The organism is Sinorhizobium fredii (genome assembly GCF_002944405.1).
GTDB lineage: Bacteria > Pseudomonadota > Alphaproteobacteria > Rhizobiales > Rhizobiaceae > Sinorhizobium > Sinorhizobium fredii_C.
Genome location: NZ_CP024307.1, coordinates 3,178,600 through 3,200,000, shown reverse-complemented (window position 1 = coordinate 3,200,000; position 21,401 = coordinate 3,178,600). Strand labels below are relative to the sequence as shown.

At 59.6% G+C, this 21,401-nt stretch carries 21 protein-coding genes, 1 tRNA gene, 2 rRNA genes and 1 pseudogene (1 of these 25 running past the window's edge); 9 read left to right on the top strand and 16 right to left on the bottom strand.

Annotated elements, in window-relative coordinates:
• The 4 genes from NXT3_RS15735 to NXT3_RS31680 form a co-directional block, all read left to right on the top strand.
• Positions 1-2,351, top strand: a 23S ribosomal RNA gene (locus NXT3_RS15735); it begins 447 nt to the left of the window's first position.
• Between the two features lie 233 nt (positions 2,352-2,584).
• Positions 2,585-2,699: ribosomal RNA gene (rrf, locus tag NXT3_RS15730) — 5S ribosomal RNA — on the top strand.
• Between the two features lie 88 nt (positions 2,700-2,787).
• Positions 2,788-2,864 (top strand) — tRNA-Met (locus tag NXT3_RS15725).
• Positions 2,865-3,276: 412 nt separating this feature from the next.
• Complete coding sequence (locus tag NXT3_RS31680) at positions 3,277-3,435, top strand: hypothetical protein (RefSeq protein WP_158665341.1); 159 nt, start codon at positions 3,277-3,279, stop codon at positions 3,433-3,435.
• Positions 3,436-3,927: 492 nt separating this feature from the next.
• Here NXT3_RS31680 and NXT3_RS15720 read toward each other — a convergent pair whose 3' ends face one another.
• The 4 genes from NXT3_RS15720 to NXT3_RS15705 all read right to left on the bottom strand — a co-directional run bounded on the left by NXT3_RS15720 (position 3,928) and on the right by NXT3_RS15705 (position 5,243).
• On the bottom strand, positions 3,928-4,131 hold the full coding sequence (locus NXT3_RS15720; RefSeq protein ID WP_083854341.1) for a hypothetical protein: 204 nt from the start codon (positions 4,129-4,131) through the stop codon (positions 3,928-3,930).
• A gap of 308 nt (positions 4,132-4,439) precedes the next feature.
• On the bottom strand, positions 4,440-4,682 hold the full coding sequence (locus NXT3_RS15715) for a hypothetical protein (RefSeq protein WP_104839664.1): 243 nt from the start codon (positions 4,680-4,682) through the stop codon (positions 4,440-4,442).
• A 51-nt stretch (positions 4,683-4,733) separates the two neighbouring features.
• A complete protein-coding gene (locus NXT3_RS15710; protein WP_097527054.1) occupies positions 4,734-4,946 on the bottom strand; it encodes a hypothetical protein in 213 nt (70 codons plus the stop codon).
• Between the two features lie 9 nt (positions 4,947-4,955).
• A complete protein-coding gene (locus NXT3_RS15705) occupies positions 4,956-5,243 on the bottom strand; it encodes a hypothetical protein (protein ID WP_097527055.1) in 288 nt (95 codons plus the stop codon).
• A 486-nt stretch (positions 5,244-5,729) separates the two neighbouring features.
• On the opposite strand from NXT3_RS15705, the gene NXT3_RS15700 reads away from it, so the two are divergent.
• The 3 genes from NXT3_RS15700 to NXT3_RS15690 all read left to right on the top strand — a co-directional run bounded on the left by NXT3_RS15700 (position 5,730) and on the right by NXT3_RS15690 (position 8,191).
• Complete coding sequence (locus NXT3_RS15700; RefSeq protein ID WP_176536701.1) at positions 5,730-6,071, top strand: hypothetical protein; 342 nt, start codon at positions 5,730-5,732, stop codon at positions 6,069-6,071.
• A 56-nt stretch (positions 6,072-6,127) separates the two neighbouring features.
• Positions 6,128-6,250, top strand: coding sequence for a hypothetical protein (locus tag NXT3_RS32940; RefSeq protein WP_014761927.1), 123 nt, complete (start codon positions 6,128-6,130; stop codon positions 6,248-6,250).
• Positions 6,251-6,412: 162 nt separating this feature from the next.
• A complete protein-coding gene (locus tag NXT3_RS15690) occupies positions 6,413-8,191 on the top strand; it encodes an SLC13 family permease (RefSeq protein ID WP_104839663.1) in 1,779 nt (592 codons plus the stop codon).
• 181 nt (positions 8,192-8,372) lie between these two features.
• Here the strand turns inward: NXT3_RS15690 and nhaA are convergent, their stop codons facing one another.
• The 5 genes and pseudogenes from nhaA to NXT3_RS15670 all read right to left on the bottom strand — a co-directional run bounded on the left by nhaA (position 8,373) and on the right by NXT3_RS15670 (position 11,344).
• On the bottom strand, positions 8,373-9,686 hold the full coding sequence (gene nhaA / locus NXT3_RS15685; RefSeq protein ID WP_104839662.1) for a Na+/H+ antiporter NhaA: 1,314 nt from the start codon (positions 9,684-9,686) through the stop codon (positions 8,373-8,375).
• Positions 9,687-9,737: 51 nt separating this feature from the next.
• Positions 9,738-10,549: pseudogene (locus NXT3_RS15680) on the bottom strand (transglutaminase-like domain-containing protein).
• A complete protein-coding gene (locus tag NXT3_RS15675; RefSeq protein ID WP_104839661.1) occupies positions 10,543-10,836 on the bottom strand; it encodes a DUF1488 family protein in 294 nt (97 codons plus the stop codon). Before NXT3_RS15675 ends, NXT3_RS15680 begins: the two are co-directional and overlap by 7 nt.
• A 2-nt stretch (positions 10,837-10,838) precedes the next feature.
• Positions 10,839-11,105, bottom strand: a complete 267-nt coding sequence (locus NXT3_RS31675) for a hypothetical protein (RefSeq protein ID WP_083854339.1) — start codon at positions 11,103-11,105, stop codon at positions 10,839-10,841.
• Positions 11,102-11,344, bottom strand: coding sequence for a hypothetical protein (locus NXT3_RS15670; RefSeq protein WP_097540609.1), 243 nt, complete (start codon positions 11,342-11,344; stop codon positions 11,102-11,104). The genes NXT3_RS31675 and NXT3_RS15670 overlap by 4 nt, the downstream gene beginning before the upstream one ends.
• A gap of 967 nt (positions 11,345-12,311) precedes the next feature.
• On the opposite strand from NXT3_RS15670, the gene NXT3_RS15660 reads away from it, so the two are divergent.
• Positions 12,312-12,704, top strand: a complete 393-nt coding sequence (locus NXT3_RS15660) for a hypothetical protein (protein WP_104839660.1) — start codon at positions 12,312-12,314, stop codon at positions 12,702-12,704.
• Positions 12,705-12,879: 175 nt separating this feature from the next.
• On the opposite strand, the gene NXT3_RS15655 is transcribed toward NXT3_RS15660, so the two are convergent.
• The 3 genes from NXT3_RS15655 to NXT3_RS15645 all read right to left on the bottom strand — a co-directional run bounded on the left by NXT3_RS15655 (position 12,880) and on the right by NXT3_RS15645 (position 15,265).
• Positions 12,880-13,050, bottom strand: a complete 171-nt coding sequence (locus NXT3_RS15655) for a Thivi_2564 family membrane protein (RefSeq protein ID WP_104839659.1) — start codon at positions 13,048-13,050, stop codon at positions 12,880-12,882.
• A 91-nt stretch (positions 13,051-13,141) separates the two neighbouring features.
• A complete protein-coding gene (locus tag NXT3_RS15650) occupies positions 13,142-13,675 on the bottom strand; it encodes a hypothetical protein (protein WP_158665340.1) in 534 nt (177 codons plus the stop codon).
• Between the two features lie 390 nt (positions 13,676-14,065).
• Positions 14,066-15,265 (bottom strand): IS256 family transposase, encoded by a 1,200-nt coding sequence (locus tag NXT3_RS15645; RefSeq protein WP_104839657.1) that lies wholly within the window; start codon positions 15,263-15,265, stop codon positions 14,066-14,068.
• 196 nt (positions 15,266-15,461) lie between these two features.
• Here NXT3_RS15645 and NXT3_RS15640 point away from each other — a divergent pair, with 196 nt between their 5' ends.
• Entirely contained in the window at positions 15,462-15,833 is a 372-nt protein-coding gene (locus tag NXT3_RS15640) for a response regulator (RefSeq protein ID WP_104839656.1), read from the top strand.
• 368 nt (positions 15,834-16,201) lie between these two features.
• Here the strand turns inward: NXT3_RS15640 and NXT3_RS15635 are convergent, their stop codons facing one another.
• From NXT3_RS15635 to NXT3_RS15620, 4 genes are read right to left on the bottom strand one after another with little or no spacing between them, the layout of a single operon-like run.
• Positions 16,202-17,620, bottom strand: a complete 1,419-nt coding sequence (locus NXT3_RS15635) for an ABC transporter ATP-binding protein (protein WP_104839655.1) — start codon at positions 17,618-17,620, stop codon at positions 16,202-16,204.
• Positions 17,617-18,381 carry an ABC transporter permease gene (locus NXT3_RS15630; RefSeq protein WP_423827849.1) on the bottom strand — a complete coding sequence of 255 codons (765 nt, stop codon included), beginning with the start codon at positions 18,379-18,381 and terminating at the stop codon, positions 17,617-17,619. The genes NXT3_RS15635 and NXT3_RS15630 overlap by 4 nt, the downstream gene beginning before the upstream one ends.
• A 56-nt stretch (positions 18,382-18,437) precedes the next feature.
• On the bottom strand, positions 18,438-19,376 hold the full coding sequence (locus NXT3_RS15625; protein ID WP_037426954.1) for an ABC transporter permease: 939 nt from the start codon (positions 19,374-19,376) through the stop codon (positions 18,438-18,440).
• 13 nt (positions 19,377-19,389) lie between these two features.
• Positions 19,390-20,910, bottom strand: a complete 1,521-nt coding sequence (locus tag NXT3_RS15620; RefSeq protein WP_097527067.1) for an ABC transporter substrate-binding protein — start codon at positions 20,908-20,910, stop codon at positions 19,390-19,392.
• Positions 20,911-21,401: the final 491 nt, after the last annotated feature.

Here is a 21,401-nt window from a genome sequence, read left to right as displayed (position 1 = left end):
GGAGACCACTCTCCAAGCCTAAGTACTCGTGCATGACCGATAGCGAACAAGTACCGTGAGGGAAAGGTGAAAAGCACCCCGACAAGGGGAGTGAAATAGAACCTGAAACCGGATGCCTACAAACAGTCGGAGCCCGCAAGGGTGACGGCGTACCTTTTGTATAATGGGTCAACGACTTAGTGTGACATGCAAGCTTAAGCCGGTAGGTGTAGGCGTAGCGAAAGCGAGTCTGAATAGGGCGCCTTAGTATGTCGCATTAGACCCGAAACCGAGTGATCTAGCCATGAGCAGGTTGAAGGTTGGGTAACACCAACTGGAGGACCGAACCCGCATCTGTTGCAATAGATTGGGATGACTTGTGGCTAGGGGTGAAAGGCCAATCAAACTCGGAAATAGCTGGTTCTCCGCGAAATCTATTTAGGTAGAGCGTCGACCGAATACCCCCGGGGGTAGAGCACTGGATGGGCTATGGGGACTCACCGTCTTACTGATCCTAACCAAACTCCGAATACCGGGGAGTACTAGTCGGCAGACACACGGCGGGTGCTAACGTCCGTCGTGAAAAGGGCAACAACCCTGACCTCCAGCTAAGGTCCCCAAGTCATGGCTAAGTGGGAAAGGATGTGAGGATCCCAAAACAACCAGGATGTTGGCTTAGAAGCAGCCATCATTTAAAGAAAGCGTAACAGCTCACTGGTCTAAATAAGGGTCTTTGCGCCGAAAATGTAACGGGGCTGAAGCCATGCACCGAAGCTGAGGATGTGCCGCAAGGCACGTGGTAGCGGAGCGTTCCGTAAGCCTGTGAAGGGATACCCGTGAGGGGTCCTGGAGGTATCGGAAGTGCGAATGTTGACATGAGTAACGATAAAGAGGGTGAGAGACCCTCTCGCCGAAAGACCAAGGGTTCCTGCTTAAAGTTAATCTGAGCAGGGTTAGCCGGCCCCTAAGACGAGGCGGACACGCGTAGTCGATGGGAACCACGTTAATATTCGTGGGCCTGGTGGTAGTGACGGATCGCTTAACTTGTCTGGACTTATTGGATTGTCCAGGCTTGGACGCGGTCCCGGGAAATAGCTCCACCGTATAGACCGTACCCGAAACCGACACAGGTGGTCAGGTAGAGTATACCAAGGCGCTTGAGAGAACTGCGTTGAAGGAACTCGGCAAATTGCACGCGTAACTTCGGAAGAAGCGTGACCCCATTATGGGCAACCATGATGGGGTGGCACAGACCAGGGGGTAGCGACTGTTTATCAAAAACACAGGGCTCTGCGAAGTCGCAAGACGACGTATAGGGTCTGACGCCTGCCCGGTGCTGGAAGGTTAAGAGGAGGGGTGCAAGCTCTGAATCGAAGCCCCAGTAAACGGCGGCCGTAACTATAACGGTCCTAAGGTAGCGAAATTCCTTGTCGGGTAAGTTCCGACCTGCACGAATGGCGTAACGACTTCCCCGCTGTCTCCAACGCAGACTCAGTGAAATTGAATTCCCCGTGAAGATGCGGGGTTCCTGCGGTCAGACGGAAAGACCCCGTGCACCTTTACTATAGCTTTACACTGGCATTCGTGTCGGCATGTGTAGGATAGGTGGTAGGCTTTGAAGCAGGGACGCCAGTTCCTGTGGAGCCATCCTTGAAATACCACCCTTATCGTCATGGATGTCTAACCGCGGTCCGTCATCCGGATCCGGGACAGTGTATGGTGGGTAGTTTGACTGGGGCGGTCGCCTCCGAAAGAGTAACGGAGGCGCGCGATGGTGGGCTCAGAGCGGTCGGAAATCGCTCGTCGAGTGCAATGGCATAAGCCCGCCTGACTGCGAGACTGACAAGTCGAGCAGAGACGAAAGTCGGTCATAGTGATCCGGTGGTCCCGCGTGGAAGGGCCATCGCTCAACGGATAAAAGGTACGCCGGGGATAACAGGCTGATGACCCCCAAGAGTCCATATCGACGGGGTTGTTTGGCACCTCGATGTCGGCTCATCGCATCCTGGGGCTGGAGCAGGTCCCAAGGGTTTGGCTGTTCGCCAATTAAAGCGGTACGTGAGCTGGGTTCAGAACGTCGTGAGACAGTTCGGTCCCTATCTGCCGTGGGTGTAGGAATATTGACAGGATCTGTCCCTAGTACGAGAGGACCGGGATGGACATATCTCTGGTGGACCTGTTGTCCTGCCAAGGGCATAGCAGGGTAGCTATATATGGAAGGGATAACCGCTGAAGGCATCTAAGCGGGAAACCCACCTGAAAACGAGTATTCCCTCGAGAACCGTGGAAGACGACCACGTTGATAGGCCGGGTGTGGAAGTGCGGCAACGCATGAAGCTTACCGGTACTAATCGTTCGATCGGCTTGATCGTTCTTGTTGCCTATGCTCATCAAACGAAGTTTGATGATGCTATCTCTGTCCTCACGCTGTCGCGATCGGAAGATCGCTTCGCTGCGGACGGCGCGCGCCACAAGGCGCGACGCGCTCTGCGCTTGCGGCATTCGGCCGGGGCGGCAGACAAAAGACGTGTTCAAAAAAAGAGGCGAAAGCCTCACCAGCTTCTCACAATTGCTCCCTCCGGGAGCAAAACTTGCGCTTTGCCGACCTGGTGGTTCTGGCGGGGTGGCTGCACCCGTTCCCATTCCGAACACGGCCGTGAAACGCCCCAGCGCCGATGGTACTTCGTCTTAAGACGCGGGAGAGTAGGTCGCTGCCAGGTCTGCAAAGCGCAAGTCAAAAACATCTTCTCGCACACACGCGGCCCCTCCCAAGACCGGGCCAACACAACTCGGAATTCGACGACTTGACGCGGGGTGGAGCAGCCCGGTAGCTCGTCAGGCTCATAACCTGAAGGCCGCAGGTTCAAATCCTGCCCCCGCAACCACTGAGACTTGTAATAGCAGCCGTTCCTTCTCCCGCTCGGCCAGCAAGGCCTCGCAGCGGCGAAGGAATTTTGTTTTGTCGGCCAGCGACTTGAACGCGCCCGACGAACGCATGCGGACGTACTCCGCAGATTGCTGATCCCGCAGTTCCCGTGAGACATCACGCCAGGCGTCCTGGGCGGCCAGGATGGCTGCGAGGCGGCCATGGATGGTAAGCTCCGCCGATTTGCCGTCCGCCGATGGTGCGATCACCACTTTCTGGATAAGTTGGCGGGCCAGAGATATCCAGCTCTCGTCGAATGCATCCTCTCGCGTCGACAGCATGGTTCTGACCGCCGTGATCGCGCTTCTGAGCAGGCCGCCATTGAGCGGCGGCGTCGCGACAGGCCCTGAAGTCGCCGGAAGGATATCCAATTGCCTGGCCAGCGTCAGGCGCTGCTGTTCCAGTTCATCGAGCATGTGGTCCAGGGCCGGGATGGCAGCGTGCCCGGTCATCAGACGTTCGGCGATCTTCTCGCCGATTGCTTTCTGCTTCGTCTCAATCGTGCTGATCTCGGTTCGCAGCCGTTCTGATTCCGCCGTCGCTCGTTGCTGACCGCGTGCAACCGCGGCCTTGTGTCGCGGTTGATCCGGTCGAGATTGTCAGCTCCGCGGAGATTGTCGGGCACGGCCGACACGACCCGTTCCTCGAGTTCGAAGCGGCTGATGGTCTTGCTATTCGTACAGACATTCCCGCCGAGGTGGTCGATCGGCAGCTTCTTCTGTCGATCGGTACAACCATATCGGTCCCTGGCCAGCTCAGCAGGTATTGCGGCCAGGGGCACGCTAAATCGGGCAGGTTATTAAGGCAAGTACGCTGGGGACCAGATCGCCCTGGCCCATCGCTATTGCTTTGTGTCCATGCTGACGAAGTCAATCCGGTTCATGCCCCTAAGGCGCGGGCCATGCTCCCACGCAGGCCGCTGTCGCCGCACTGCGCGTGCCGGCAGGCCCGCCCGTTTCGCTATCAAGGACCGACCAGCTACTGTTTTCGTTCTATTGGATTGTGCAACGCGGCGTTTCCGATCACTCTAGGCCGTCGCTTTCCGGCCTGCCTTTCGCTCGTCTGCGTTCGTCCAGCAGATTAAGCAAGTCAGTTAGATCGTCCGCATCGAAATAGTCGAGACCGGTCTGCGATATGCCTCGCCATCGAGCAGGCCAGCCGGTGAAGCGATCAATCACGCTCCACAAGCCGTTGCTGTCATCATGCAATTCGTATCGCTGGGTCATGCTGGCATTTTAGCGCGCCCTTAGACGCCGCGCTATCGCGCCACTAGAGTATCTGTGTGGCGGTTCGTTTAGCCGAATGTGACAACGCGAGGAATATCGGCTTCGTGGTCTTGCGGGCATGCCTCGGCCCGCTGCGCGGACCGGCTTGATCGCCTGGTGGCACGTGAGCTGTGGTGACAGTTGTTCCGACGTACCCGGCAATGTCACGCCGAGTATGTCGGTGCGGCGCAAAGGCGTGTTGATATTCTTGACCCGCGCGGTGTGCCCTGCGAGGGCAGCCCGGCTGGTGCTGTTCGACAGGTGCACGATCACGGCCAGCTTGGGGTATTGAGAATACGCAGCGCTCGCGCTGCATTTTTAGGGTTGAGCCCTTCCATCTTCCATGAGCCGATCTCTGCAGTCTCTCCGGTGAAGAGGTGATAGATCGTATACGTTCCGTCGCCATCGAAACGGCGGCCATACTCATCGCGCTGTCCGGATCGGTTCGGCGCGCGCCCTTCGGATTCCCATGTGCTGAGGGCGAGCGCGTGTTCTTCGTGTTTGCTTTTCATCTGCAGCTCTCCTCCCCGCAGTCGCCTGCGCGACGACTGAACGCTGATCAGTTATCCGATGTTCAGCCCGTCAATCGGCTCCAGACTATCTTCGTTGCTCACGCGCTCTTGGCCGAGTTCATTATTGCGCATGCGATACTGAGGCGAATTGTCTCTCAGAGGGAGTTTGGCGGTGATCTGATAGGTTTCCGCCGCACGAGGGGAAATATTTGCGCGATCCTTAAGCCGCACTGACAGACCGATCGGGAATAGATGATGGCGCATGGGTGTTGCCTATGGTGAAAGTGACGGGAAGATCGCGGCTTCGTTGCGATCGACTGCCGTCAGGCGTTCAAGCTCCTCAGGATCGATCGCTATCAGCCGCATTCGGTATTTGTTCTCGGCCGTGGCTGGTAGCTTGATAAAGGTCGCCACACGGCGATAGGCGAGCCAGGAGATGCCTTCGATCAATTCCTCGTCCTCATCGACCTCGTAGTCGCCAGCCGGGACCATTTCACCGAGGTCTGGCAACCAGAACGGTTGGTCAAAATGGACCGTTCGATGCGTCGTCCGGGCAAACATGCTGCCCTCCTGTTCCGTGGCTTCGTCGTCGTGAGATTAAACCGGCCCGTTTGGCGCACTTGAGCGCGCACCGCTCCGCTCTGTACTGCCGCATTGGAGCAAGGCCGCAATTGGCGGCCCGGACTGTGGATATGCGGAGCGGTGACCTTGGTTTCGTGCCTCTGATGAAGCAAAAAGGCAAGTAAGAAGCTCTATCCATTAATTGTGGCATTACCGTGTATTTTTGAGATGAAAGCAGTTTCCGAAGAAAATAAAATTCGAATTCTCTAAATATAGGCGTGCCAGACGCGGCGCTATTTTGCGTATGGATGCCGAAATTTTCTACGAACACCGGCTGAAACGTATTTGTTAATGAGGAGCTAAATTAGTTGTTTACTTTACCTATTTTATGGCGCACCGTAAAAAATCTGGATTGCCATTGGCTCCTGGTCCGAGCACGGGCCTGCAACGATCCCGATAATCAACCTGATTAAAGGGAATGAAATCATGACATTCGATCAAATCCTCGAGCGGACAAAGCCCTACGTGATCGGTCTGTTCGTCGGACTTTTCGCGGCGCCGATCATCGGCTTCAATGCTGGATGGATTACCACCACCACTGCCAGCACCCAAGCGGTCGAGGAGGCCAGAGTGGCTGCCCTTGCGGGCATCTGTTCAAGTGCGGCAGGGCGAATGGCATCTGCCAGCAGCACCGACCTCGCAACACTGAAGGGCTACGACAATCGTGCGAAGCGCGACGAACTCGTAGCAACCATTATGACCGATATCCAAGTTCCCGCGGACATCCTCGGCAGGGTCAGCACGAGTTGCAGTCGCACTTTATCTTGAAGCGCAGCGGACGCGGCGCTTTGGGTATTCCGACAAACGAAACTTAGGAAATGGCAATGAAAAATCTCATTCCCGCCCGCTTCTATACCTACGATTTCACGCGCCTGTTCGTATCGCTTGCCTTTACTCTGGCGATTGCCGTGATTGTCTATTCCGTCCTGTTCGGAGGCATCCTGTAGTCTTCTGATCATGCGCGCATCCGCACTACGAAGCTCCAAAAGTCTGGACGGACTTTGGGAGTGCCGCGCTGTCGAATGAACCTGGTAAGTTACCCCGACATTAGCTCCTTCAGGCGAGTAAAATGGACCTGACATTGGGAAGAGTTGGTCGGCATTTTATCCATGACACAGGCTCAGGGTTTCGCCTTCGCCATTCTGATCGGCCTAATGGTCGCTTTCATATGGGGACGGCTCCGTTACGACCTCATTGCGGTTCTCGCGTTGCTTGCCGCAGTTTTCACCGGCATCGTGCCGCATAAGGCAGCGTTCTCCGGCTTCGGGGATGACATTGTCATCATTGTTGCCAGCGCGCTCGTCGTCAGTGCCGCCATCGAGCGCAGTGGTGTCATAGAGGCGTTTCTCCATCGGGTGGCCCCGAGCGTCACCTCTGTACAGGGCCAGGTTGTTATTCTCGTGACGACCGTCTCGGTTCTGTCCGTCTTCATCAAGAACATCGGCGCGCTGGCGATGATGATCCCAGTCGCGTTCCAGATGGCGCGCCGGTCGAAAGCTTCCCCTTCGTCTTTTCTCATGCCGATGGCGTTCGGTTCCCTGCTTGGCGGGCTCACGACCCTCGTTGGGACATCACCGAATGTCGTCGTGTCCCGAATGCGCGAGGAGCTGACGGGCCGCCCCTTCAACATGTTCGATTTCACCCCTGTCGGCATAGGTCTCGCCGCGGCCGGAGTAGTCTTTCTGGCGTTTGGCTATCGGCTGCTCCCCGGGGAGCGTGAGGCGGTCCCGTCAATGGAGAAGGCGCTGAACATCAAGGACTACATGACCGAGGCTCGCATCACTGCCTCTTCCTCCGTCGTCGGCAAGTCGATCAGTCACCTGTCAGCCTTGTTGGACGACGAGGTCCTGGTCACAGGCCTTATTCGCAATCAGGTCGAACGTATGATTCCACTGCCGGATATTGTCCTTCGTCAGGACGATATCGTTCTGTTGGAAGGAGACCCTCAGGCGCTGGAGCGAGCCATCAGGCGCACGCGTCTGGAACTGGAGGGGCACGACCGTCCGACGGAAGCGAAGGGAGTAGATGAGGAGATTGCGGGAATTGAGGTGGTTATCGGCCCGAAATCGGCCTTGATCGGGCAAACCGCCAAGCGCTTGGCGCTGCATGATCGCTTCAACATCAATCTGCTCGCAGTGAGCCGAAGCAGCCAGCGCTTCACCGAGCGATTGCGCGACATCGCATTAAGACCAGGCGACGTTCTCGTTTTGAAGGGCGATCTCGTACTTCTCCCCACAAAACTGGTGGAACTCGGTCTTCTTCCCTTGGCCGAGCGTGAAATTCGCTTGGGAAATCCGCGAAAGGGCCTGGTTCCGGTGCTGGTGCTGGCTGGTGCCATGGTGCTAACCGCTCTGGGTCTGTTGCCTGTCGCAACGGCTTTCTTTACGGCTGCGGTCCTGACGGTACTTCTCGGGTCACTTTCGCTCCGGGAAGCTTACGAAGCCATCGACTGGCCGATCCTGATCATGCTCGGCGCTCTCGTTCCGGTCAGCGAGTCAATCCGGACGACCGGTGGTGCCGACCTAATCGCCGGCGGCCTCGCTCAACTTGCTAGCACTTTGTCCCTCTACGGCGCGCTTGCAATGATCATGGTGGTCGCAATGGCCGCAACGCCGTTTTTGAACAATGCAGCCACCGTTCTCGTCGTTGCCCCGATTGCTGTTACCCTTGCTCAGCGCCTTGGCTACAATCCGGACGCCTTTCTGATGGCAGTCGCGGTGGGTGCGGCCTGCGATTTTCTCACGCCTGTCGGACACCAGTGCAACACCTTGGTGCTGGGTCCGGGCGGTTATCGCTTCGGCGACTATTGGAGGTTGGGGCTGCCGCTCTCGTTCATTGTGCTCGTGCTGGGTGTGCCTTTGATCCTGTGGTTTTGGCCGCCAGTTTAGGGCAAAGCACCGCTGCACCGCGCCTGTTGCGCGATTGAGGGCTGGCCGGTGCCGATCCAGACTAGCGATGTGGATCGGCATTTTACTGCGGCCCTGCTGGTCCTGATCATGACACCCTGCGACCGGTTGGAACGCAGGGTGGGGAGGCTCTACGCTATGGCGGCCGACGGAGCGATCTGGACTATCGCCTGCCAGGAGACGTCAGCCAGGTCAACGCCAGAAGACCGAGGGTTGCCGAGATGACGGAAGCGCCGAGAACACCAAGTTTGACGGAGTTCAGAAGCTGGGGCTCGAAAGCAAGTTCGGCAATGAACAGAGCCATGGTGAAGCCGATCCCGGTCAGCAGGCTACCGGCTGCCAATAGGCTCCAGGGTAGCTCGTCTGGACGAGTCGCGAGGCGCAGTTTCACGGCGAGGAAACTCAAGAGCACAATGCCAGCGGGCTTGCCGACCACGAAGGCGGCGAAAATTGCGATCGTGAGGGGAATGTCGAAGTTTGCGTCTCCTATCGGAACGCCCGCGTTAGAGAGGGCAAAAAACGGCATGATCACGAAGGCGACCCAGGGATGGAGAGCCATCTCGAGACGCTCGATCGGCGACAGTGCTTCGCGCGTCGCGACGCCTGCCCGATGAAGGTCGCTGCGTGCCGCCGTGTCGCGGCTCGAATGATCGCCGGGCGGATGGGCGCTCACCCGGTCGAGTATCGCATGGAGGCGGGCGTCGCTCACCCAACTCCGCGCCGGCGTCATCAATCCAAGAACAACTCCGGTGAGCGTCGCGTGAACGCCCGATGCGTCGAATGCCAGCCAGATGCCACCACCTATTGCGAAATAGACCGGAATGCTGCGGATGCCCAGACGCGCGATAGCTGCGACGACGGCAAGTCCGAGGCCGGCGGTACCAAGTGCGGCCCAATTCAAGGCCTCGCCATAGCCGATCGCCACGACCAGGATGGCGCCGACATCGTCGAAGATCGCGAGAGAGAGCAGGAAGAGCCGCAAGCTCCCTGGTATGCGCGAACCGAGCACGGCAAGGCACCCGATGACGAAGGCCGTATCGGTGGACATCACGGTGGTCCAGCCGCTCGCACCCGGCCCGCCGCCGACAAGCAGAGAGAACAGACCGGCCGGCACCGCCATCCCGCCGAAAGCAGCGGCGACTGGGAGAGCGGCCATACGCGGGTTGCGTAACTCCCCCAGCACCAGCTCGCGCTTTAGCTCAAGGGCGATGACGAAGAAAAAGAGCGTCATCAGACCGTCGTTGATCCAGTGCTTCAGCGAACGGGAGATCTGAATGTCGCCAACTCTGATGCCCGCAGGCATCTCCCACAAGGCGAGAAATGACGTCGACCACGCGGTGTTCGCAAGGCTGAGCGCCAAGAGCGTGCTGAGCAAGAGGACAATGCCCGCCGTAGCCTCGATGCGGAGGAATTGCATGAACGGCTTGGTAAGCCGATCTGCCGGTTCCTGGGGAAGCCGTGCGAGGCTGTCGTTCATGCCGGGAATGGCTCCTGCGTTTCGATCGTGGCTGGCCCATGTTCCATGCCGCTATTGCAAGGCCGACACCTCATAAGTCCACACCCGGAACGACTTCAAGACGTGCGGCCCGAACGAGTTGATGAGGGGACATCGGCCGCGTCACGGCCGCGCGCAACCACGATCCTGCCGACACGCGGCGTATTGTTGCGCGGATCAAACGTGTGCCATCCATCGTCCAGGAAGACCTCGATCCAGGCACTGAAATCCATCGGGTCGACGACCTGGACGCCGATATCGCCGAGATGACCGTTGATATAGCGTGCGGGAATGTTGAGGCAGCGGCAAAGTGTGACCGCAAGATGTGCGAAGTCGCGGCAGACACCAACGCGCTCATGAAAGACTTCGAAGGCCGTCCGCGTCGACCGGGCCTGCGTGTAGTCGAAGCGAATATGGTCATGCACGAAATCGCAGATAGCTTGCACACGCCCCCAACCGGGCGCGACCGCGCCGAACCTGTCCCAAGCGCTCTGGCTGAGACGGTCGGTCTCGCAATAGCGGCTGCCCATGAGATAGGCGAGGCAATCGTCCGGCAACTCCGGCACCGGGAGTTCCTGGGCGGCTGGCAGCACTTTGTCCGGTTTGCCGTCGTCCGAGATCGTGGCATCGCCCCATATCGTCAGGTCACCCGCCGGTGCGACAAGCCGCCGGCAGCGGTTGCCGAAGAGATCGCGATAGGTCGACGTCGGCACATCGGGAGCAGCGAATGTTGTTTCAGGAACCCGGATATCGGCCGCGCGATCCTTGTGGACCGACAGCAGGCATACCAACGCGGTCGGTTGCTGGAAGTTCAACGTGATCTCATAACCATAGCGGATCAGCATCTCGATCCATCCTTGCGGAAATCGGCGGCGGTCAGCGTGTAGGAATCAGGGCGGCCACTGAAATAGGCCGTGCGTGCGACATCGTAGATGGACAGCCGCAACGCATCAAAAGCAGAAAGGAGCTTCGATTCCGAGATTTCCGACCTGCCCAATTCAGCATCCGATATCACGAGCGCATCGGCCTCGACGAAAAACCGCACCTCGAACATACCGTCATGGCCGATGAATCGAACGGCGTTTCGCTTTTCATAAAGGCTGCGACTCGGATTCGGAAACAGAAGCGTCATCCTCAGCGTGCCTCTGTTCCACGCAAAGCTGCCGCGCGGGGGCGCGATAGGCTGAGCCGCTTTATCCGGCGCTCTATATTGCGAAGGTTGCCGTTGACAGGCGCCGGTGCGCCTGCGGACACGTGATAGATCGCCAAGGGGCGATGGGCTTCGATGCGGCGGCCGTATTGGTCATCCATTAGCTCGGGTGCTGAAGTCCCACCTTCATTTTCCCAGATGCTGATCGCAAGTGCATGCCCGGTTTCAATTTCAGTGCGGTGGGCGTTCATGGTGTTGGCCTTTCATCAAGACTTTCGATCGTGTCGAGCCTGCTTGAATGGATCGTGCTCCCATCACCGTCGGTGATGGTCATGGCGTCCGGACGCTGCGGCATGTCGAGCGTCCTCAAAAGCTCCAGCGCAATCTCTATCGCCTCGTCGAGATCGGCAGCTTCCGCGGATTCGCGGCCGACGATCGCGTGCGCGTCGTCCACGTCCCGGATACGGTAGAACGCAATCACGATATTCATCGCCATCCTCTTGGTTCTACAGAAGCGTCATAACAGTCATTTTTTTGCCCGTGTCCTGCGACGGACTGCCGTTCGCAGCGGGCTTGATCTGTTTGCCGAATGTCTTTTCGATGAGAGTAGGGCCTTCGTCGGCAGACGATATGCGCACCGGCTCGAGTCTGTCCTGCTTCGTCACTCGTTCATAATGTTCGTCGTCATTTCGAATGCGATATTGCGGCGACCGCCGCTCGGCGGGAGCGTACCGGTGATGTGATAGACCGGCACAGCCGATCTCCGATACCCGCCCTTCACCCGAACGGCTTGACCGACGTTCAAAGGATGTGTTTCTGCGTCGCGGAGGATCGGACGGCCATTGCGTTCCAGAATGTTTGTAGCGGTCACGATTGTTTGTAGTCCTTTTGGAGTGCGGCTTCGAGATCAGCCGGATGATCTACATCATGTATGCAATGCGGGCACGCCCCGCAGGCATATGCATGAATGCGCATAGACGTTGCCAGACACCGGGGAGGCGTCTGCTTGGTGCGGCTGGTCCTGGCGGCGCTCTGCGGGAACAGAGGCGGTCCCGAAGCCGACACGACCGTGGTCGGTGCTCGAATTCCGGTGCCAGAGTCGAACGAAGCGACACTACGGGTCCGTCGGCGTAGGCGTTCGTATTAAGTTTCGTGGTGAATGGCGGGGCCTTTGACGCCGCGCCGTTTTGGCTGGTCCAGCCAAATTAACGACTTATATGTGGGCCTCAAATCGGATTTAAACAAGGTGCTCGGCTTCGTTGTTTTCGGCTGATATAAGGGGAGGTCTCAATTATAAATTCGCCCTCAATTCGCGGTTTTGACTGCGGAGAAGGCCTCCCGTTCGCCGCCCAACTGATCCAACCTATGTCTGAAGGTCGGCAAGATCACAGATCGCGGCCAGTTCGCGAGCAACCAGGAACATCGAGACGCAGGCAGCGTTTAGATTGAGAGCCTTGATGGACTGGGAGGTGATGATGAGAAAGCACTCCCGCGAGATATCGCCTGAGGTGCGCGCGGCCATAAGCGCGTTTCTGAGCGTGTGTCAGAAGGAAGCCCGGCCGCTTGCGACTTCTGAGGCCCTCGGCGCACTGCGGCGTATTTTTCCTGATCTGGATATTTCAGATCCGGACCTGATGGATGCCATCATCAGCGAAGCATGCGCTGCGGGTTTCGACGTAGACAGCCCGGATACTGCTTCGGTGGCGCGAATGAGGGATTCGCTGGAAGAATGGGATAATGAAGGCGGCGCAGTCGGCAAACCGGCGCGCAGCGAAACTCGCGGCGGGAGTGGCAATGACTCGGGGGGCACAAGGCAAAAAGCGACCAAGGACCGGAATGAGTTGCTCTAACACGCCCGGGAGCGGCTCAGCAGGCTAACAATCGGCCCTTCCCCGAATTTTATTCAGGTGTTTTACGCAAGTGGACGCTGTGCTGTTGCCGCTGCCTATACGGATCCAAACGTTCCCTTCATTTCAAGTGCCGGCCGGACTGCGGCCCAGAGGAGGAGCAGCAGCCCAGAGCATTTCAGAAGACGTCCAGATAGCTGAGCAACGAAACTACGCCGACGACTACAACGACGACCTGAGCCATCTGCTTCATTGTTGAATCAATCGGAAGTTTTTGCACGAGGTACAGCACCAGGAAGGCAAGGCCTGTGATCAGGATGCTTATGATGATGCTGCTTATTATGGTCATACCCAGGCCCTTTGAGCGGAGTGCCTTTCGGCAGTGACGGGTAAGTGCGTCTGAGTTCTACAACGGGAGGCATGTCACGCCGAAAAGCATCCTACCGCTCGGCGATTGAGCTCGCGGCCATTGGCCCACTTCCATCGGGCGAACGGGCGTATTTAAGCTTGACGAACTGTTTGCGGTCCCCGGCAATCAGCATGTAGAGCCTCGAAGTCCAGGTTCCTTCCGGTTCTTCGGATAGTTTCTCCGCATTGGTACTGTCTGAAAATTCGTTCAGAAATGGCTCAATAGGCACCTTCATGAAGGCGACGGTGCAGGTCTCGACGGGCCTTCCGTCCCGTCGAGCCTTGGTGACGCCGATTACAACCGGTTCCGGAAGGGCCCGATCAGTGGCTATCCATCCACTTGAGGAATCAAGGTGCTCGAGAGGCGCGAGACGCTCGAAGTCGCCTTCTGGCAAAGGTTTCCATCCCTCTGCCGCGGCGGCGGTTGCGATCGCGTCGAAGCTTGAACTTTGTGCAAGGCACGTCCGCTGGAATACTTCGACTGCCTCTGAAACGTCACCGGCAGGGAGCGCGATCGAACTCGGAGAAACAGCGGCCAGAAACGCTATGAGGTACCGCCAGCGCATCATAAGCTCCATTCGGTGTGGATCGAACTGCTGAGCTAAGAGGTTTGTTCCAACGGATGCCGTAGGCTGACCTGAAGAATAGATGAATCCGCTCCCCCGACAATCACGAGAAGCGTTCGCCGAGCTTCAGGGCACATAAATTGGTCGCCAGTAGGCAACAGAATACGAGGCCATGAAACCTCCCGCGGTTTTCAGGCAATTCTCCTATCGCTCTCGCCGACCGTGAAGCGAAGAATCTTGTAAGCGAACTCGGCGCCTGTCCAATCAGCGGACGCATTTGATTTTATGATCTTCAGGAACATGACGCCTCAGGGCCGGTTAGATCATGTCCCAGGGAGTGGTGTAGGTGGCGGCTTTGGTCGCCGCGTTCTCCGGCATGGGCCGGGATGATCAGCGCGCCACGGCTGGCAGGCTGATGAGCGGATCATCGCTCATCTGGCTGATGGTTTCTAGCGTCATGTATCTGGCGCGTTGGACAGCCCATTCGTCGTTCTGCTCGAGCAGGATCGCGCCGACGAGGCGGACGATGGCGTCATCATTGGGGAAGATGCCGACGACCTCGGTCCTGCGCTTGATTTCGCCGTTGAGGCGCTCGATCGGGTTGGTGCTGTGCAGCTTGGCGCGGTGCTCCTTCGGGAAGGTCATGTAGGCGAGAACGTCTTCTTCGGCATCATCCATGATGGCGGCGAGCTTGGGCACCTTCGGCCGGATCTGGTCGGCGACGGCGCGCCATTGGGCGCTTGCGGCTTCCGGCGTCTCCTGGGCGAAGGCGGTGGCGATGAAGGCGGAGACGACACGCCGACCGCTCTTGCCGGCGTGGGCAAGAACGTTGCGCATGAAGTGGACCCGGCAGCGCTGCCAGGTTGCGTTGAGCACCTTAGTGACGGCGACCTTCAGGCCTTCGTGGGCGTCGGAGACAACCAGCTTGACGCCTCTGAGGCCACGGCGGGTCAGCTTGCGTAGGAACTCCGTCCAGATCGGCTCGGCTTCGGAGGTGCCGACCTCCATGCCCAGCACCTCGCGGCGACCGTCGCTGTTGACACCAACGGCGATGATCACGGCAACGGAGACGATGCGGCCGCCGCGGCGGACCTTCAGGTAGGTGGCATCGATCCACAGATATGGCCAGTCGCCCTCGATCGGCCGCTCGAGGAAGGCCTTGACCTTGCCGTCGATCTCCTCGCACAGCCGGCTGACCTGGCTCTTGGAGATGCCGCTCATACCCATGGCCTTGACCAGATCGTCGACCGAGCGGGTCGAGATTCCCTGCACATAGGCCTCTTGAATGACCGCCGTCAGCGCCTTCTCGGCCATGCGCCGCGGCTCCAGGAAGCCCGGAAAGTAAGAGCCCTTCCTGAGCTTCGGAATGCGCAGCTCGACGGTTCCGGCGCGCGTCTCCCAATCCCGCTCGCGGTAGCCGTTGCGCTGGGCCGTCCGCAGCGGGTTCTTCTCGCCATAGCCGGCACCGGTGGCAGCGCCCACCTCCAGCTCCATCAGCCGCTCGGCGGCAAAGCCGATCATCTCGCGCAAAAGATCGGCGTCGGGGGACTTCTCCACGAGCGCACGCAGGTTCATCATGTTGTCGGTCATCGGTGGTTCCTTCGAATCAGGTTGGTGTCAGCAACCCGACCCTACCGAAGAACATCGATGACCACCGCTTCGCCGCCCGCTCACTACGGCGCTGTTGAGGGCGCGCTCGCGAGCGGCTTCGCTACCGCCGAGCTACACCACCTGTAGGGACACGACCGCCGGTTACGCGATTGGGAACCAGGAAGGGCCTTACCGCGTGCCAAGCGATCAAATCTCCGTCCTGGTTGTCGATGACGAGTTTCTCCTCCGATACGATCTTGCGATGTTTCTGCGCGAGCAAGACTTTGAAGTTTATGAGGCTTCAACCGCGGATGAAGCCATCGACTTGCTCACCGGGCACCCAGTCCTCCGTGCGGTGTTGACCGATGTTTGTATGCCCGGATCGATGGACGGACTGGAACTGGCGGCGCGTGTTCATGACCGCTGGCCACCGATCAAGATTTTCGTCGTCTCGGGTCGCCGTAAGGTGACGCCGGAGGAACTGCCCGAAGGAAGTCGGTTCATCATGAAACCTCTCCTCATTGCCCGCGTTGCGGCCCAGATCCGGACAGCCGTTCAGCCGAGGTGAAGGACTCCATCACACAACAAAAAAGCCGGGCTCACCCGATCTTGCTGCAGCCATTGCCAGCCTTCCCTAACGTCCAGCCGAGCACCAGCAGATGGCCATCGGTCGCCTGTCGGGAAACTTTCACGAGCAGCGCTGTCCGCTTCGGGGCCAACACCGGTAATTCCAAGGGCCGTGAATGAATGACCTCAAAGGGTCTATCTGTCCTGTTCAGATTACGTCGCCTTGGGGACAGCCGAAGCTCGGCTGCCCCGGCCCCGCTTGCGATCATTCTCTTTTCTGCCTAAGCAGCTTGCCTGGACCGCCATTGCAGCTCCATGGGACATTCGAGCTGAATTGTCTCAGCCGGCCCGGTGGTCGAATGAGCGGCTTTATATGGTCCTATTGTTCTCGATATCTAATATTCGCGTCGATATGTTTTCGGCGATGTCGCGGTCGTGGGTGACCAAAAGGACAGCGAGGCCGGTTTCCCTGACGATGTCCTGCAGGCACGTGATCACCTCTTTCTGGCTGACGGGATCGAGCCGTGACGTCGCCTCGTCCGCGAACAGAAATGCCGGGTCCAGCAGCAGGGCGCGCAGCAACGCAAAGCGCTGTAGCTCCCCGCCCGAGACCTCTTTGGGCAGACGATCGAGCAAATTCTTAGGCAGGCGCACGCGGTCCAGCAACCCCTCGACGGCTGTCCATTCCTTGGCATGGAGGCGCGCCAGATCGGTGAGCCCCTTGCGAATCGTCTGATGGGGCGCGAACGCGGCCGGTGGATCCTGATAGAGCTTCTGAAAGCGGAGCCGCGACACCCCCGACTTGCGCTCGACCACTCCGGCCTCAGGCCGGATTAGGCCAAGAAGGATATTGCCGACTGTCGTTTTGCCGCAGCCGCTCGGCCCGAAGATCGAGACGATCTCGCCGGCGGCGGACGTAATGTCCAGATCGGAAAACAGGGTCCTGCTACCATAACGCTTTGCCAGTCCGCGTCCGGCAAGGACGACCTCACCGGAAGCCGTTGACGCCTTCCGTTCCCACCCTGCCGGCTCGGCGGCGAGAAGCGCTCTCGTATAGGCGTGCTCGGGCGCTTGGAGCAGCTTTTCCGTGGGAGCGTATTCGACCAGCCGGCCATCGAGCATGACTCCGATCATGCCGCCGATTGCCCTCGCGACGGCGACGTCATGGGTGATGGTCAGCAGCAAGCGTCCCGCTTCGACCTCTCGTTTCAGGCGTGCCGTCACCGAGTCCCGCAGCGCCGTGTCGAGGCCCTTCGTCGGCTCGTCCGCGATCAGAAGCTCGCTGTCGGCGGCGTGCGCCATCGCGATCGCTGCCCGCTGTCCCATGCCGCCCGACATCTGGAAGGGGTAAAGCGCTTCCGCATTGGCGAGGGAAACCCCGGCGAGGTTCTCCCTTGCAAGCGCATCGCTTTGGGTGGCATCCTTATCTTTGACGAAGCGGTGTATTTCTGCCACCTGCGGCAGGACGCGCATGCTCGGATCCAGCGCCAGCCACGGCTCCTGCGGCAGCAGGCAAATGTTCCGGCCCCAGCGGCGGCGTCGTTGGGCGGGCGTCTCCGCAAGAAGGTCCGTCCCGTTGAAGACCGCGCGCCCCGTCGCACGCAGCCCTGGCGGCAAATTGCCCATGATCGCCTGCGCCACGAGCGACTTGCCCGATCCGCTCTCGCCAAGGAGCGTTAGCGCTCGCCCCCGTCCGAGCGCAAGGGAGACATCGTATACGATCCGGCCAGCCGGGGAATCGATCGACAGGGCGGCGATCGAAAGATCCGGGGTTGCTTGAATGTTCATCGATGATCTCCCTGCGCGAGAGATTGAAGGCCAAGCACCAGCAGGAAGATCAGCGCTGCCGGCAGCAGCACATGCACAGGCGCCTCGGCGTAATACGGCAAGAGCTCCACGATCATGCTGCCGAGTTCAGGCGTGGGAGGCTGCAGGCCAACGCTGATGGCGCTTAATGTCGACACCGCGATGATGGCCGTCGCCATGGCAAAGGCCGAAAGCGTACCGATCATCGGTGCGATCACCGGCAGAACGAGATTGACGAGGATGTAGCGCGAGCCGAAGCCGAGCATGCGCGCCGCCTCAATATGCGGCTGCGCGAGGACGGTCTTCGTCGTCGCCTTTGTCACACGGTAGAACTCGACCCAAAGGGTGAGCGACATGCCCAGGAACAGCGGACCATAATTGCCGGGCGCGAAGGCTAGCAGCAGCAGCACCAGCATCAGACCGGGTAGTGCCAGCACAATTGTGGCCGTCAGTTCCAGAAACCGCTCCGTCCAGCCGCCTTTCCACGCGGCGGCAAGACCGAACAGAACGCCAGGGACCGCGGCCGCGAGCATGGTCAGGAAAGCGAGGCCGAAGGAAAGACGGGCGCCGTGGGCGAGGCGCGCGAGGAGGCTGCGGCCGTAATGATCGGCTCCAAGCAAGAAGTCGCCGCCTATCGGGGCGAGGCTGGCGCTAAAATCCTGCGCTGCAGGATCGGCAGGAATGAGGGCCGGTCCGATGATCGCAAAGCCACCGACTAAGCTTAGAATGCCGGCGCCGAACATGCGCCCCGTGGTCAGTCGCCCTTTCGGCCGAGCAAAGGACAGATCGCCGATCGTACTCATGCCGTTCTCCTCACGCGCGGATCGAGCCAATGCGTCAGAAGGTCGACAATGGCGGCGATGACGACGAACATCAGTCCCATCACCAGCGCCGTCCCCTGGACCATGGGAATGTCCCGTTCGACGACCGCGTGGACCAAGGCGTGGCCGATGCCCGGATAGGCAAAGAGCGATTCCACGACGACAACCCCTTCGACCAGGTAGACGGCCTGCAGTCCGATATAGGAGACGATGGGGATCGCGGCGTTCCGAAGTCCATGCCGGCGGACGACAACCGATTCCTGCAGTCCCTTGTATCGGGCGAAGGCGAAGTATGGTGCTTTTACGACCGCAGCGACCGAATTGCGCGTGATCCGGCTCGACATGGCGGCGAGCCCAAGAGCGAGCGTCAGTGCCGGCAGCAGGATCTCACGTGGCGAGCCAAAACCGGCTGGCGGCAACCAGCCGAGCTGCTTCGAAAAGATCAGCATCAGAACGAGGCCGAGCACAAACGGCGGAATGGCGCGGAAGATCACCGCACCTGCGAGGCCCAGACGGTCAATGGCGCTCCCCGGCTTCAACCCCGCGAAAACCCCGACGACGGGTCCGATGAGAACCGACAGCGCCAGCGCCGATGCGGCAAGCCACACGGAAGCGCCGAGCTGCACCTGCAGCTCATGGACGACCGGCGAACCCGTAACGAGCGAATGTCCGAGGTCAAGGCGCAGAAGGTCGCCTAACCACTCGAGGAACTGGGCCGCCATCGGGCGGTCGAGGCCCAGCTCCAGCCTGACTTTTTCTGCCGCTTCGGCAATCCGCGCATCCGGCCCGTAGCGGCCGGCAGCAATGCGCATGGCGGCATCGCCCGGCAGCACCCGCATGAGGACGAAGCACAGAGCCCCAACCACGACGGCCACCAGCACCGCCTGGACGAGGCGCGGAAGAAGGAAGTTTCGCATCGCGCTCTCCCCGTTACTCCGCCCAACGGATGGCGGACAGGCCATAGTTCACTTCAAGCGGATCAACCGTGACGCCGGTGATCCTCTTGTTCGAGACAATGGCGAGCTCCGACCAGGTGATGGGGATGCTTGGCAGCTCTTGCTGCAGAATCTCCAGGGCCCGGCTCTGAAGCGGAGCGCGGGCCGCCGCATCGCTCGTCGCCGCTAGTTGTTCGACGACGCTCTGGATTTCCTTGTTGTCCCATCCCATCGAACCCCAGTCGCTGCCACCGGCACCATAATCCTGGAGCAGTGTGCCAACGGGGTCCGGCACGATGGAGTAGAGCCGGGAGATCAGTCCCATCTCCAATGTTCCATCCTGATGGCGCGCGGGAATTTCCGAGCTGTTACCCACGGATACCTTCACCTCTATTCCTACTTGTCGAAGCTGGGCCTGGAGTGCCGTGGCGATGGGCGGCAGTTCGGGCCAACTGGAATAGGTCAGCAGCGTCACGCTGAACCGCTTGCCATCCTTTTGCAGAACACCGTCGCTTCCGGCTTTCCAGCCCGCCGCGGCCAAGAGTTCCTTCGCCCGGTCGACGTCCCGCACGAGCGGCGGGATGTCGCGGGAATTCCAGCCCTTCATCGCAGGCGGGAAAAGCTGGGTTGCAGCAAGGTCGGCGTTGCGTAGGATCACCTTGGTGATTCCAACGCGGTCGATCGCTGCGCTGATCGCCTGCCGCTCCTCGACCTGGTCGAAGAAAGGCGATGCCGCGTTGACCTTGAGAACGCGCGTGCGGGGAATGGTGGCAATCTGCACATCGAGTTTCAGATTGGCTTTCAATCGATCCACCGAAACCGGCAGCATGGAAAACACCAGATCGGCTTCACCGCTTTCCGCCATCAGCGCTCGGGTCTCGCCTTGCCCCACTGCGAGATAGCTGACTTCCTCGATCGCGGGCTTGCCGCCCCACCACCCGCCGGAGGCCTGCAATTCCAGGCGTGCCGGAGCGGTAAGGCTCTTCACCTTGTAGGGTCCGGACCCGACGATCTGCGTGACTTTGCCGGCCGCATCGTATGAAGAGGGTGCCAGCACGATGGTGCTGAAATGCACGAGATAGGCGGGCAGGGCAGAGAATGGTTTCGTCAGCCGGATCACCACGTCACGCCCCTCACTGGTGATCTCGGCGAGCGGCGCTTGTGAGAGCACGCCGACACCCGCAAGAGCTCGCGTCAGGCTAGCGGCGGCCGTTTCCGCCGTCACGGGCGTGCCGTCATGAAAACGCGCGTTCTCGCGGAGCGTAAAGCGCCATGTCAGACCGTCGCCGCTGACGCTCCACCGATCCGCAAGCGCGGGCACGATCTTGCCATTGTGGTTGGCGGTCACAAGAGTTTCGGCGACTTGCAATCGGCTGAAGACATAGCCGGTCTGGGCCGGATCAATGCCGGTAATCTCCCATGGGCCGGCAACCTTGAGCACCTCGGCATGGGCCGGGTTGAGCGTCGCGGCGACGCCGAGTGCAACCGTAGTGAGCAGCACGAACAGTGTGCGCATTCAGACCTCCAAACATTTTTTCCGTGACGAAGATGGATGCAGAGTGCATGTGTCTCGCCCTCGATAGGTTACGTTATTACATTCGTCAAATGGAAAGTTACGTAATAACATTATAGATGCGTCACGAACGCGACACGCATAAGCCGGGAGGCAGCGGTGACTTCTCGCCGCGCTCCACGGCTCGGCAAAGAAGTCTGCGTGCCAGTACAGGACCTTCCATGTGTGATCGGCGGGCGACCGCTCTGGGTGTGCGCCGTGCCAAGGCGGCGCTTTCCAGTGGGTGCAAGTGAACCCGGCAACCGCTCCAGCCGGGAATCAATCGGAGCAGGCATGGAGGAGACGACATGTCTGAAGCCTTCGATTAGCGGGTCACGAAATTGGTGACCGCGCGAGTGTGCAGGCCGCAACGCGAGTGAACGCCGAGCAACCCTCGAAAAAGTCGATGTGCAGGCCGACCCGTCAACCCTTGCGGGGAAGGCTGATATGGATGG

Coding starts and splice junctions, on each gene's coding strand:
- NXT3_RS15700 (WP_176536701.1), top strand. CDS start 5,730: ATGACATTCGATCAAATCCTCGAGCGGACAAAGCCCTACGTGATCGGT.
- NXT3_RS15705 (WP_097527055.1), bottom strand. CDS start 5,243: ATGTTTGCCCGGACGACGCATCGAACGGTCCATTTTGACCAACCGTTC.
- NXT3_RS15670 (WP_097540609.1), bottom strand. CDS start 11,344: ATGAATATCGTGATTGCGTTCTACCGTATCCGGGACGTGGACGACGCG.
- NXT3_RS15675 (WP_104839661.1), bottom strand. CDS start 10,836: ATGACGCTTCTGTTTCCGAATCCGAGTCGCAGCCTTTATGAAAAGCGA.
- nhaA (WP_104839662.1), bottom strand. CDS start 9,686: ATGAACGACAGCCTCGCACGGCTTCCCCAGGAACCGGCAGATCGGCTT.
- NXT3_RS15660 (WP_104839660.1), top strand. CDS start 12,312: ATGGACTGGGAGGTGATGATGAGAAAGCACTCCCGCGAGATATCGCCT.
- NXT3_RS15690 (WP_104839663.1), top strand. CDS start 6,413: ATGACACAGGCTCAGGGTTTCGCCTTCGCCATTCTGATCGGCCTAATG.
- NXT3_RS15715 (WP_104839664.1), bottom strand. CDS start 4,682: ATGAAAAGCAAACACGAAGAACACGCGCTCGCCCTCAGCACATGGGAA.
- NXT3_RS15625 (WP_037426954.1), bottom strand. CDS start 19,376: ATGCGAAACTTCCTTCTTCCGCGCCTCGTCCAGGCGGTGCTGGTGGCC.
- NXT3_RS15720 (WP_083854341.1), bottom strand. CDS start 4,131: ATGACCCAGCGATACGAATTGCATGATGACAGCAACGGCTTGTGGAGC.
- NXT3_RS15710 (WP_097527054.1), bottom strand. CDS start 4,946: ATGCGCCATCATCTATTCCCGATCGGTCTGTCAGTGCGGCTTAAGGAT.
- NXT3_RS15620 (WP_097527067.1), bottom strand. CDS start 20,910: ATGCGCACACTGTTCGTGCTGCTCACTACGGTTGCACTCGGCGTCGCC.
- NXT3_RS32940 (WP_014761927.1), top strand. CDS start 6,128: ATGAAAAATCTCATTCCCGCCCGCTTCTATACCTACGATTTCACGCGC.
- NXT3_RS15650 (WP_158665340.1), bottom strand. CDS start 13,675: ATGCGCTGGCGGTACCTCATAGCGTTTCTGGCCGCTGTTTCTCCGAGT.
- NXT3_RS15645 (WP_104839657.1), bottom strand. CDS start 15,265: ATGACCGACAACATGATGAACCTGCGTGCGCTCGTGGAGAAGTCCCCC.
- NXT3_RS15630 (WP_423827849.1), bottom strand. CDS start 18,381: ATGTTCGGCGCCGGCATTCTAAGCTTAGTCGGTGGCTTTGCGATCATC.
- NXT3_RS15655 (WP_104839659.1), bottom strand. CDS start 13,050: ATGACCATAATAAGCAGCATCATCATAAGCATCCTGATCACAGGCCTT.
- NXT3_RS31675 (WP_083854339.1), bottom strand. CDS start 11,105: ATGAACGCCCACCGCACTGAAATTGAAACCGGGCATGCACTTGCGATC.
- NXT3_RS15635 (WP_104839655.1), bottom strand. CDS start 17,620: ATGAACATTCAAGCAACCCCGGATCTTTCGATCGCCGCCCTGTCGATC.